Origin of the sequence: Aquincola tertiaricarbonis (genome assembly GCF_023573145.1) — a bacterium.
In the GTDB taxonomy this organism is placed as follows: domain Bacteria; phylum Pseudomonadota; class Gammaproteobacteria; order Burkholderiales; family Burkholderiaceae_C; genus Aquincola; species Aquincola tertiaricarbonis_B.
Map to the genome: position 1 here is coordinate 1,859,665 of NZ_CP097635.1, position 11,754 is coordinate 1,871,418.

The window sequence follows — 11,754 nt, forward strand, 5'->3', positions numbered from 1 at the left end:
GCAGGATTTTTCGTGCGTACGGCAGGGAGATGGCACTCTTCATGATCGGCTTCAAGCCACGCGAAACAGGGGCGAATCGCGTGGGTCATCGTGGGTGTGTATGAGGCTGTGTTCCTCAGGGGCCTTTGCATTGGCTCCGACCTGCCGCGCCTTGGCGTTCTCGGTCATGCGGTCAGCCCACTTCTCAACTTGCTTATCCAACCGCCCCAGATCCCCCCCATCCAAATCGCTGCCCGCCAGATTCCCCCAGACACGCCGTCGCGCGTCCTGAGCCAACCGGTGCTCCGCGCTGGCAATGTTGATCTCGCTGTCCACCACCATCGACCGGGCATTGAGGTTGGCACTGCCCAGGGTGATGAAGCAGTCGTCGATGATCATGAGCTTGGAGTGGATGTAGATCTCGCGGTAGCGCTGCGGGCGGATCTTGTACGGGGAGTAGTCGCCCTCAATCTCGTCTTTGGCCAGCGCCGTCTTGGTGTCCGGATGCTGCGCCTTGTACTCCGAACGCTCCTGCGAAGCCTGGGCCTCTTGGGCCTGGTTGTCGCGCGCGTTCACTTGCAGATGCCTCGCCTCGTCGTCGTAGTCGTAGCTCATCAGCATGGCCGCCAAGGTCTTGATATTCAGCTCCTGGAGTTCTTCACGGATCTTGCTCTGACTGACCCTGGCCGAGCGACGCACCAACCCCTCATTCAACACGGCGCGGCCCTGGTTGTCCGTCACCGGCTTACCGTCCTGCACCTGCTCCACCTGCCGGTGGTAGCCCCTGACGCTGGTGGCCTGACCCATTTGCGCCAGGGCGTCGTAGGTGCGGGGCACCATCTCTGATCGCTCGGCCTGCGGGTGGATCACCATCAAATGCAAGGGCGGCAGCTTGTCCTTGCTGCCACCGGCCTGTCGCAGCAGGTCCAGGGTCCGTTGCCTCAGTTCCTTGATGTACTGCACCCACTCCACCAGCTGGAAGTACTGGTTCTCGATGTAGATGTAGCGGCAGGCGTTGGAGCAGGCCTGCACATAGGTCTTGAGGATGGTGGCGTCTTTGTCCTCCGGCTGGGTGCGCACGACCTGCGCGCGGTGGGGACCCACAGGTTCGGGCACCACCGCCGCACGAGCGGCCGCGAGCGAGGGTTTGGGGCTTGACCTGTGCGTGGTCTGCGCCCGGTCCCAGGCCGTGACGAAGTTGCGGTTGATGCAGGCCAGCGCCTGGCCGCGCACCCGCATGGCGTAGTCGCGGTACGGCTTGAGGTGCCAGGGCTTGGTCCAGCTGGCGCCCTTGCCGAAGGCCACTTCACGGCGCGGATCGTTGTACCGGTGCTCGGGCGTGTCCCAGTAGTCGGTGACGCTGTTGAGTCCCATGATGTAGCCACAAGCGTTGAGCTTGGCCGCCGGTTTGGCGCCCTGACCAGGGTGGTAGTCGATCAGCACGGGCTTCTGATGATGGGTGGCTGCCAGCCTGAGAGTGGCATCCTCCACCCGGTCGGCCACACCGGGCAGGTAGGCCGATTTCAGTTCGCTGACCGCTTGCTCATCGCTGGCCCGGAACCGCACCTCGAGATTGGCGATGGCGCCCGATAACGCCGCCTGCCACCAGGCCTTGGCATAAGCGGCACGCACTTCCGCGGTCGTAGGTTTGGCATGCCGCACCTGCATGCGCGGTGCCGCAGCCCATTGGTCTGCAAAGGCAGGCATCGGCTGCCAGACCCACGGCATGTCGGGGGCGTTGCCCGCGCCCAGGCTGACAGCGGGTTTCAAGCGGTCTGCCACACTGGTCCAGGTGCTCCGCTGCTTGGCTGCCCACGCCAGTGGGTTGTTGAGCACGTCCCCATAAACGGCGTCATACCAAAGCAGCAACCGAACCTTCACCCCCTCGGCCGCCTTTTGCGCCAGCAAATCGCCATACGGCGTGCCGCGCGGCCAGGTCTTGTAGCCGTCGACGGCGGGGTCTGTCGTGGGGCTCATGCGCGTGAGCTCCATCGCCGGGTCGAATCCCCAGCACACCAGGTCGATGGTGCTGGTGGCCAGGCGCAGGTCGCGCTCCAGCGCTTCAAAGCCTTCGCTGCAGATCAGGAACTCGAGGGCGTTGCAGTTGTGGATCGGGTGGGTCTTGACGTCGTTCTCCAGAAACCATTGCATCGTGCCCTTGCCGATGCGGCTCTGTTCGTTGAGGTGCACCGTCTCCGCACGCTGGGTTTGCTTCAGCAATTTGCTCAGGGGGTTGGTCATGGCATCTCCAGGCGGTGATCGCTCAGGCGTCGCGCCGATGCTGCTGGTGCCGTTGCGACGGCCCTTGCCCATCGGCACGCACGCCCAGGTTGGCCAGGCGGTGCTCGGTGTGCTGGGCGCTGCCCGGTGCGGGCGACTGCCCGGCCACTGGCAGGTCCAGCACGGCGCCATTGGCCAGTTGCAACTGGTACTGGTCGCCGTTGTGGTGGCCTTGCACATGGATCCAGCCCTGCGCATCGACGACGCCGTGGCTATGCGGTCGGCCGTTCTTCAGCAGGCGGTAGGGTTGTCCAGCCCATAGGCCCTGGGGCACTTCGGGCAGGTGATCCAACTGCAGGCGCAGGCCCTGTGGGGGCGGCTCAGGCATGGCGGTCAGGGGCACTTGCACCTGAGGTCGGTTGGCCGGACCGTCCAAGCCATGCTTCGCCGCATGGGCCGTCCACGATCCGTGGGTGCCGCTGTCGATGCCGCTGGCACTCCAGCGGGTGTAGCTGCCGCCGCCGTTGATGACGACTTCCTGCCGGGCGCAGATCTCGATGCGCTCGGACTGCAGGTGGATGTTCAGCTTGGCCAGCATCTGGAGGTTGGTCTGCAGTGCCCGGATGTCGATGTCCTGGCGGGCGCTGGTGAGGCGGATGCCGGACCTGTAGGCAAAGAGGCGGATGGCCTCCTTGGCACTGGCCAGCAGGCTCTTGCCGGTGCTGACGCTGGTGTGCCCGCCGCTGCTGATGGCGTGGTGCTGGCCGCTGTGCTGGTGGGTGCTCTGGGAGGTGGTGCTTTCGATGCCGGCGGGGCTGGCGAGGATGAGGTGCGGTTCCTGCAGTTCAGGGAACCGGCCTTCTTTGGGTTCGCCTGCGATGGCCTGGTTCTGCGCCTTCAGCGCTTGGGCCACGTCGTCCTGATCGCCTTGAGTGTGGGCCTGGTGCATCTGCGCCAGGTGGCCCAGGCTGTCGTGCTGGCCGTGGGCCTGGTTCAGCCGGGCCACGGTTTCGCTGAGGTCGGTGACGTGGCCTGCAGCTTTCGTCCGGGCTTCGGTGCTGAGGATCAGGCCGTCCTTGGCGCGGATGGCGCCGTGTCCGTCGGTGCGCAGCTCGAAGCCTTGTCCGCGGTGATCCTTGCGGCCCTGCCGGTCTTCGATGCGGGTGATGTGGCCCAGGCTCAGGCTGCTGTGCTGATGGTCGCTCTTGAGTTGGGCCTGGATGGCCTGGTGGGTGTCGTCCAGCACCAGGTGGTTGGACCGGCCCGCGGCACTGTTGCCGCCGCCGGGCGTGAGTTCCCGGCTTCTCAGGCCGCTGAGCGCCTGCTGCGCCGGCAGCTCCCACGGCGGCAGGTTGGTCTGGTTGTAGACCCGGCCGGTGCAAATCGGCCGGTCGATGTCGCCGCCGATGAAGCTGACGATGACTTCCTGCCCCACCCGGGGCAGGTGCATGCCGCCCAGTTGATTGCCGGCCCACTCGCTGCTCACGCGCACCCAGCAACTGCTGTGGTGGGTGTTGGGACCGTACCGGTCCCACGGGAACTGGACCTTGATGCGGCCGAGGTGATCGGTGTAGAGGTTGGTCTCCGCTGTCCCCGCGTCAGGACCGCAGACAAGGGCGGTTTCGGGGCCGGGGATGTGGGGCTTGGGCTGGGTGGCTTCGGGCCGCAGCAGTTCGCTGGCGGGCTGCACCTCGAAGTCCACCGTGCAGCGCCACTGGCCGCCCAGGCGTTGGGCGTCTGACAGCGCCTTGGGCGCTGCAGCCCGCGCCGTGTCTTCGCTGACGTTCTCCACCACCAGGTCGGCGGCCAGCGTCAGGTAGTAGATGTTGGCGGCGTGCTGCGGATGCTCGCGCAACTGGAAGCTGTGGCCAGCGGCGATGCCGCGCACATGGCCCTGGCCGCGGGCGCGGTGGCCGACCTGCCGCAGCGCGTCCATGCGCAGCCTGGCCAGGTGGCGGCCTTGGGCTTCCGTCTGGTTCGCTGCCTTGTCGGCGCCGCGGTTGGGTTGGCTCCAGTCGCTGGCGGGCAGGCGCACGGCGGTTTCGCCCTCGCCGAGCGTCTGGCTGCCGCGCCACAGGTAGACCTCTTGTTCGGCCTGCCCGGTGGGGCGCGCTTCACGGGCGGTGGCCGTCAAGCTCGCCCGCGGGCGGGTGTGGTCGTACTCGCGGCTCTCGTAGCGCCCGGCGGTCAGCCGGTCCACCGGCGCGAACGCGTGGATGTACTCCTCGTCGATCTTGTGGCCCGGCGGGTAGTAGGCGATGGTGTGGTAGCGGCTGCCGGGTTCATCAGCCTGCAAGGGCGTGAAGGCGCCGTTGTAGTCGCTCAGCACCAGCCGGTGCACGCCGTTCGTGTGCTCGAAGTGGTGGTTGATGCCCCAGGCCTGCATCAGCCGGCACAGGAACTGGTAGTCGGTCTCGTTGTACTGCACCAGGTAGTCCCCGACCGGGTACCGCTCGATGAGCCGCCACTCCACCGGGAAGATGTAGTCGTCCAGCACCGCGCGCAGCACCTGCACCGGCGTCTGGTTCTGGAACACCTTGCAGTCGGTGCTCAGCGTGGCCAGGTACAGCCAGGGCCGCAGCGTCAGCTCATACAGCGCGTGCCGGCTGTCTTCGCCCAGCAAGCGGGCTTCGGTGATCAGCGCGTTGATCTGGCGCTCGCCTGCGCCTTGATTGCCAAGAAGGCCTGACCCGTGGCCTTCCAGCTCGATGGCGCAACAGATCTCGCGGCCCACCATGTCCGGCAGGCTGAAGTTGGCGCCGCGCAGCAGGCCGCCGACCGCCGCGACCTCATCCGGCGTCTGCAGCACCAGCCGGTACTCGAACAGGCCGTTGATCGCCTCGCGGCCACTCAGCCGCAGGGGCACCAGCGCCGGCCGGCCCAGGTGCTGCGGGATCGCGGGGCTGCTGATCGTCAGCGCGCGTTCGCCGCTGAACAGGGGTACAGCGGGGCGTCTCTGGTTCATGTGGGCCAGACAGGTGTGCGGGAACAAGGCACCGAGCGTAGGAACTCGGGCCGAGCCAGACAACCATTGCAAGGAACTGTGACGACCTATCGGTCAGCGCCTGGAAACTCCCTCAGGCTGTCCTCAGCTTCGGCCCCTTGTGGCTCAACTTCAAGGCTGCTATTCACCACCGACGGTATCGGCAGCGACCGCGCGCGCGGCGGCCTCGCCCACCTACTGAAACCGCTCCAGCATCTTCTCCAGCGCCATCGTGAACGGCGTCTGCATCATCGGCAGCGTGAGCACGATGCCGATGAGGCCCACGCCCAGCGTGATCGGGAAGCCGATCGCGAAGATGTTCATCTGGGCGGCCACGCGGGAGATGAGGCCCAGCACCAGGTTGACGAACAGCATCATGCCCACCAGCGGCATCGCGATCCACAGGCCGATGGCAAACACCTCGGCGCCCCACACCTCGGGCCGCATGGCGCGGATGAAGGCGAAGGGCTCGGGGCCGGCCGGGAAGGCGCGGAAGCTCTGCACCACCGCGTCGATGATCAGCAGGTGGCCGCCGATGACGATGAACATCCACGACACCATGATGCCGAAGAAGCGGCTCACCGCCGTGGCCTGGCCGCCGGTGGCAGGGTCGAAGAAGCCGGCCAGGTTCAGGCCCATCTGCAGGCCGATCAGCTCGCCCGCGAACTCCACCGCCGCGAACACGATGCGCACCGCAAAGCCCAGCGTCAGGCCGATCACCACCTGCTGGGCCACCAGCATGAAGCCGATGCCCGAGTCCAGCGGCACCGCAGGCATCTCGGGCAGGCCGGCCTGGGCGCAGAAGGCGATGAGGAAGGCCAGCGCCACCCGCACCCGCGCCGGCACCGAGCGCTGGCCGATCACGGGCAGCGCCGAGAACAGCGCCAGCACCCGCAGAAGCGGCCACAGCAGCGGCGTGATCCAACCGAGCAGCTGCGCCTCGGTGAACTGGATCATCAGCCCACCGCGGTCGGGATGGACAGCAGCGTGCGCTGCAGGAACTCGACCAGCGTGGTCATCATCCACGGGCCGGCCACCGCCAGCACCACCACCGCGGCCACGATCTTGGGCACGAAGGTGAGCGTGGCTTCGTTGATCTGCGTGGCCGCCTGGAAGATGCTGACCAGCAGGCCCACCACCAGCACCACGATGAGCATGGGCGCCGAGACGATGAGCAGCAGGTGCAGCGCCTGCTGGCCGACTGTGAAGACTTGTTGGGCGTTCATGGGGTGGCGGGCGTAGTCAGGTGGCGAAGGAGGCGGCCAGCGAACCCAGCAGCAGGTTCCAGCCATCGGCCAGCACGAAGAGCATCAGCTTGAAGGGCAGGGCCACCAGCACCGGGCTCAGCATCATCATGCCCAGCGACATCAGCACGCTGGCCACCACCATGTCGATGATGAGGAAGGGCACGAAGATCAGGAAGCCGATCTGGAAGGCGCTTTTCAACTCGCTGGTGACGAAGGCCGGCACCAGCACCTTCAGCGGCACGTCCTCGCCCTTCACGTCGTCGGGCAGCTTGGCCAGCTTGCCGAACAGCTGCACGTCGGACTGGCGCGTCTGCTTGAGCATGAACTCGCGCATCGGCACCTCGGCGCGCTGCAGCGCCTGCTCGAACGGGATCTGCCCGGCCGCGTAGGGCTGATAGGCCTGCTGGTAAACCTTGTCGAAGGTGGGCCCCATCACGAAAAAGGTGAGGAAGAGCGACAGGCCGATGACGACCTGGTTGGGCGGCGCGGCCTGGGTGCCCAGCGCCTGGCGCAGCAGGCCCAGCACGATGACGATGCGGGTGAAGCCCGTCATCATCAGCAGCACCGCGGGCAGGAAGGACAGCGCGGTGAAGAACAGCAGCGTCTGGATGGGCACCGAGTAGCTGGCGCTGCCCGCGCCCTGGCCCACCAGCAACGGCAGCGTGGCGGGTGCGGCGCCGCCGCCCGCCTGCTGGGCTAAAGCCACTGCAGGAACGGCCGACAACACCGACAAGCCGAGGATGCGCAGCGTGCTGCGCAGGCGTTCAGAAGACATCGCCCTTGTCCGCGTCGTTCTTCGGGTTGGAACGGGGCTGGCCGTAAGGGCCCAGGCGCGCCATCAGCTGCGCGAAGGGCGCGGCCATCTGGCCGCCCACCGCCGAGGGCGGCAGCTCGGCCTGCGGCGACAGCGTGTACAGCGTGGTGATGCTTTGCGGCGTGGCGCCCAGCACCAGCCAGCGGCGTTCGTCGCCGCTGCCCACCTCGACGGTGACGATGCGCTGGTTCTGCGCGATGGCCAGTGAGGCGATGGTGCGCATCGGCGCCGGGCCGGCGGCGGCCTGGCCCATCGGGCTGCGCTTGAGCAGCCACAAGGCCACCGGGATCAGCGCCAGCACGGCGATGAACCACAGCAGGGCGGACAGGGAGGAATTCATGGCGTGGTGATGCTCAGTTGACCCGGCTCAGTGGGCCCGGCTCAGTTGGCGCGGCTCAGGCGGCGCATGCGCTCGCTGGGCGTGACGATGTCGGTCAGCCGGATGCCGAACTTGTCGTTCACCACCACCACCTCGCCCTGGGCGATCAGGTAGCCGTTGACCAGCACGTCCATCGGCTCGCCCGCCAGGGCATCCAGTTCCACCACCGAGCCCTGCGCCAGCTGCAGGATGTGCTTGATGGGGATGCGGGTGCGACCCAGTTCCACGGTGAGCTGCACCGGGATGTCCAGGATCATGTTGATGTCGTTGCCCGTGCCCGTGAGCTGCGGGGAGGCCGACGAGAAATTGGTGAAGGACGGCGCGGACACCTGTTCCGCGGCGGCCGTCACTTCGGTGGCCGCGGCCGGCGCGCTGGTCGACTCGGCCAGCGCAGCCGCCCACTCGGCGGCCATCGCGTCTTCTTCGGAAGTGTTGGGCGTTTCATTGGGCATTCTGATCTCCCAGCCAGCTCAGGTTGGAGCTGGAGATGAGTTGGTCGACCTTGATGGCGTACTTGCCGTTGGAGGTGCCGTAGTGGCACTCGAGCACGGGAACGCCGTCCACCTTGGCCTGGATCTGCTGCTTGATGTCGAGCTCGATGAAGTCGCCGGGCTGGAAGCTCAGCAGCTGCTCGATGGTGGCGCCGGCATGCGCCAGCTCGGCCACCAGCTCGACCTCGGCGCTCTGGATCTGCTGCTTGAGCAGGTTGATCCAGCGCTTGTCGGGTTCGTTGGAGTCGCCCTGGATGGTGCTGTAGAGCACATCGCGGATCGGCTCCATCGTGGAGTAGGGGATGCAGAAGTGCACCGCACCGGTGGTGTCGCCGATTTCCAGCGTGAAGCTGGTGGCCACCACGATCTCGCTGGGCGTGGCGATGTTGGCGAACTGCGGCTGCATCTCCGAGCGCTGGTAGTCCAGCTCCAGCGGGTAGATGCCGACCCAGGCCTTGCGGTACTCCTCGATGATCACTTCGACCATGCGCAGGATCACGCGCTGCTCGGTGGGCGAGAAGTCGCGGCCTTCGATGCGGGTGTGGTACTTGCCGCCGCCGCCGAACAGCGCGTCGATCACCGCGAACACCAGGCTGGGGTCGCAGACGATCAGGCCCGAGCCGCGCAGCGGCTTGACGCTGACGATGTTGAAGTTGGTGGGCACCACGATCTCGCGCAGGAAGGCGCTGTACTTCTGCACCTTGATGCCGCCGATCGACACTTCGGGGCTGCGCCGGATGAGGTTGAACAGCCCCACCCGCACGTTGCGTGCGAAGCGCTCGTTGATGATCTCCATCGTGGGCATGCGCCCACGGACGATGCGCTCCTGGCTCGACAGGTCGTAGTTGCGCACGCCCCCCTGCGGCACATCCTCCTGCTCGAGCTTCTGGCTCTCACCGGTGATGCCTTGCAGCAGTGCATCAACTTCGTCTTGCGAAAGGATCTGCTGGTTCATGCCAAGCGATCAGAGGAGATAAGAGGTATGCAGACCGACGCGGTTCACGGGCGACCAGGCACGGCTCCGTCTTTTGGGCGTGGGCAAACAGGCAGCAAAAGCAGTGGCCGAAGCGCGCTGGCGGAAAGACCAGCAAAACCGCCGCCGGGCCGCCCCAAGGCGGTTTTGCGCCCCCGCGGGGGGCGGGCGCCGCAGGCGACCGGGGGCAGACATCATTGGATGATGAAGTTGGAAAAGTGCACCGCCGAGATCGGCAGCACCTGCGCCGCGCGCTTCTTTTTCTTTTTCTTGGGCTTGTCCTCGGCCGCGGGCGTGTCCTCGTCCTCGTCGTCTTCCACCTCGTAGCCCAGCGCGCGCGAGGCTTCGCGGCGGATCTGCTCGGCCAGCTTTTCCTTGCCCTCGCGGTCCAGCAGCTGGGCCGCGGTCTTCTGGGCCAGCAGCATCAGGATGTTGTTGCGGATGGCCGGCATGTAGGCCTTCAGCGCTTCCTGCAGCTTGGCGTCGTCCACCTCCAGCGTGATGCCGATCTGCGCATAGCGCTCGGCATCGCGGTCGGCCAGGTTCACGGTGAACGGGTCCAGCGGCACGAAGGTGGGTGCGTGCTTGGGGTCCAGGTTGTGCTGGACCTTTTTCTCGGCGCGCGGCGCGGGCGCGGCGGCCTCTTCGCCTTCCTCGCCCTCGGCATGCGGTTTCTTCAGCAGGAAAAACGCGGCGCCGCCACCGCCCAGCACCAGCACCAGCACGGCGGCGATGATGATGATGAGCTTCTTGTTGCCCTTCTTGGGGGCGGGTGCAGCGTCGGTGGCAGCAGCGGCTGACATGCGGGCTCCTTGGAGACTCGGGGTCGCGAAGGACAGGCGCCTTCGCACAACTTGAGTGCCATTATTCGAGCCGGGTCCCGGCGCCGATGCCGGGAAAAGGGGCCGGTTTGCTGTGCAGACCGGGGTCGGGATCAGCTGATCAGGCGATCAGGTCGACGACGCCGCGGGCGGCCCGCAGGGGTTGGGCCGGGGCCAGCGCGGCCAGGTCGTCGCCGCCTGCAGTGCCGCCGACGCCCCGCACGCCAGCCTCGCGGCGGCCGTTGTCGTCGCGGCCGGGCTGGCCGCCGGCGCCGGAGTTCTGCGCGAACACGCCGCCGCCGGCCAGCGTGAAGCCGCCGGCGCTCAGCGCGGCGGCCAGGTCGGGCAGGCTGTTTTCCAGCGCGGCGCGGGTGGCCGCCATGTCGGCCCCGAAGGACACATGGGCCTGGGTGCCGGTCAGGTCGATCTGCACCGAGATCGGCCCCATCTCGGCCGGGTTCAGTTCCAGCCGTGCCTGCTGGATACCGTCGCGCACCAGCATGCTGACCTGCGCCCCCAGCGCGGGAGCAAAGGCCGGTGAATCCAGCGCCGCCGCCAGGTGGCTGGTGAAGGGCGCTGCCGGGCCGGCGGCTTCGGCCGGCGCGCTGGGCGTGGTGCCATCGGCCGCGGCCAGGGCACGCACCGCATCGGCGGCGGGCGCGGTGGTGTCGCTGCGCTGGGCGGCCTGCGGCGCGGCGGCTTCGGCCTTCTGCGTGGCCTCGGCCAGGGCGGCTGCAAAGCGGCCCGCGGCCTCGCCCGGGGCGGCCTGCGCGCCGTTGGCGGCGCCTGCCGTGCCGGCGCCGGTGGCGGCCTCCTGGCCTTCCACGCGGCCGGCCAGCTCCGTGCCGGGCGCGCCCTTGGCCGTGCCCACGCCCGCGCTGCGGCGACCACCGGGGCCACCGTTCTCGGGGCCCGTGTCGCCCTGCCGGCCACGGGCCAGGCGTTCGGCGCCGCCGGGCAGCAGGCTGGCCAGCCAGGCCGCGGGGTCGGTGTTGCCGGGGGTCTTGCCGGTGCCGCCTTCGGCCGGTTCGGCCTCGGCCTCGTCGGTGGCTTCGGCACTGGCCTCAGCGGCCGGCTTGGCGCTGGCATTGGCATCCGCGCGCGGCGCTGCGGCTTCGCGGGCCAGCCGGTCCTGCGCCTCGCGGGCAGCGGCGGCCGCGCGGGCGGCGTTGGCATTGGCGGCGGCGGTCTTGGCCGACTGGGCCTGCGCCAGCTGGCGGGCAAAGGCGTCCGGCGCCTCGTCGGCCGCGGTGGGTGCGCCGGCTTGCCCGTTGGCGGGCTGCGGGGCACGCGGCGCCTGCAGGCTGGGCAGGTTGCTGGACGAGACGGCGGAGTTCAGCATGGCAAACCTCGGGGCGGGCGGAGGGGTGGGCGGGTGAGGCGGGGCTATCAGCCGGCCGTGGCCGGGCGCCAGGCGGCGCGGCTGGCGGCTTCGTCGGTCTGTTTCTGGTCTCGGCGCTCGGCGGCGCGCAGCGCCTCGGCCTGGCGGCGCTCGATCAGCTTGCGCACCGAGGCCACGCGGATCTCCTGCGCCGTCAGCGCCTCGCGGGCGCGCTGCACCTGCGTTTCGGCATGGGTGGCCACGCGCGCCTGCTGGGCGATGGCTTCTTCCAGCCGCTGCGCAAAGTCCTGGTAGCAGCGCACGATGTCCATCGTGCCGGCGGTGCGGAACTGGCTGGACCAGCGCTTGTGATAGTCGTCGCGGTAGACCACCAGCTGCTCGGCCTGCTGGCGGGCCGTCTGCGCGCGGGCCTGCGCCTGCTGCAGCGCGCTGAGCAGGTTGTCGCGCTCGGTGGTCTCGCGCTCCAGCAGCGTGGCCAGGGCCTGGGTGTTGTCAGCCATCTAGC

General features: G+C 68.2%; 11 protein-coding genes. All 11 read right to left on the reverse strand.

Annotated elements, in window-relative coordinates; genetic code table 11:
• Positions 1 to 51 precede the first annotated feature (51 nt).
• A complete protein-coding gene (locus tag MW290_RS08600) occupies positions 52 to 2,220 on the reverse strand; it encodes a phospholipase D-like domain-containing protein (RefSeq protein ID WP_250194258.1) in 2,169 nt (722 codons plus the stop codon).
• Positions 2,221 to 2,242: 22 nt separating this feature from the next.
• Positions 2,243 to 5,164: a type VI secretion system Vgr family protein gene (locus MW290_RS08605; protein ID WP_250194259.1), complete on the reverse strand. Its 2,922-nt coding sequence runs from the start codon at positions 5,162 to 5,164 to the stop codon at positions 2,243 to 2,245.
• 213 nt (positions 5,165 to 5,377) lie between these two features.
• On the reverse strand, positions 5,378 to 6,139 hold the full coding sequence (fliR, locus tag MW290_RS08610; protein WP_250194260.1) for a flagellar biosynthetic protein FliR: 762 nt from the start codon (positions 6,137 to 6,139) through the stop codon (positions 5,378 to 5,380).
• Positions 6,139 to 6,408, reverse strand: coding sequence for a flagellar biosynthesis protein FliQ (gene fliQ / locus MW290_RS08615; protein ID WP_250194261.1), 270 nt, complete (start codon positions 6,406 to 6,408; stop codon positions 6,139 to 6,141). Before fliQ ends, fliR begins: the two co-directional genes overlap by 1 nt.
• Positions 6,409 to 6,424: 16 nt before the next feature.
• Positions 6,425 to 7,204 (reverse strand): flagellar type III secretion system pore protein FliP, encoded by a 780-nt coding sequence (fliP, locus tag MW290_RS08620; protein ID WP_250194262.1) that lies wholly within the window; start codon positions 7,202 to 7,204, stop codon positions 6,425 to 6,427.
• Entirely contained in the window at positions 7,194 to 7,583 is a 390-nt protein-coding gene (locus tag MW290_RS08625) for a FliO/MopB family protein (protein ID WP_250194263.1), read from the reverse strand. The genes fliP and MW290_RS08625 overlap by 11 nt, the downstream gene beginning before the upstream one ends.
• Before the next feature lie 41 nt (positions 7,584 to 7,624).
• A complete protein-coding gene (gene fliN / locus MW290_RS08630; RefSeq protein ID WP_250194264.1) occupies positions 7,625 to 8,074 on the reverse strand; it encodes a flagellar motor switch protein FliN in 450 nt (149 codons plus the stop codon).
• Positions 8,064 to 9,068: a flagellar motor switch protein FliM gene (fliM, locus tag MW290_RS08635; protein ID WP_250194265.1), complete on the reverse strand. Its 1,005-nt coding sequence runs from the start codon at positions 9,066 to 9,068 to the stop codon at positions 8,064 to 8,066. Before fliM ends, fliN begins: the two co-directional genes overlap by 11 nt.
• A 212-nt stretch (positions 9,069 to 9,280) precedes the next feature.
• Entirely contained in the window at positions 9,281 to 9,889 is a 609-nt protein-coding gene (locus MW290_RS08640) for a flagellar basal body-associated FliL family protein (protein ID WP_250194266.1), read from the reverse strand.
• Between the two features lie 139 nt (positions 9,890 to 10,028).
• The gene (locus MW290_RS08645; RefSeq protein ID WP_250194267.1) at positions 10,029 to 11,249 is read right to left on the reverse strand and encodes a flagellar hook-length control protein FliK; all 1,221 of its coding nucleotides are present in this window, start codon (positions 11,247 to 11,249) and stop codon (positions 10,029 to 10,031) included.
• A 47-nt stretch (positions 11,250 to 11,296) separates the two neighbouring features.
• Entirely contained in the window at positions 11,297 to 11,749 is a 453-nt protein-coding gene (gene fliJ, locus MW290_RS08650; protein WP_250194268.1) for a flagellar export protein FliJ, read from the reverse strand.
• Between the last annotated feature and the right edge of the window lie 5 nt (positions 11,750 to 11,754).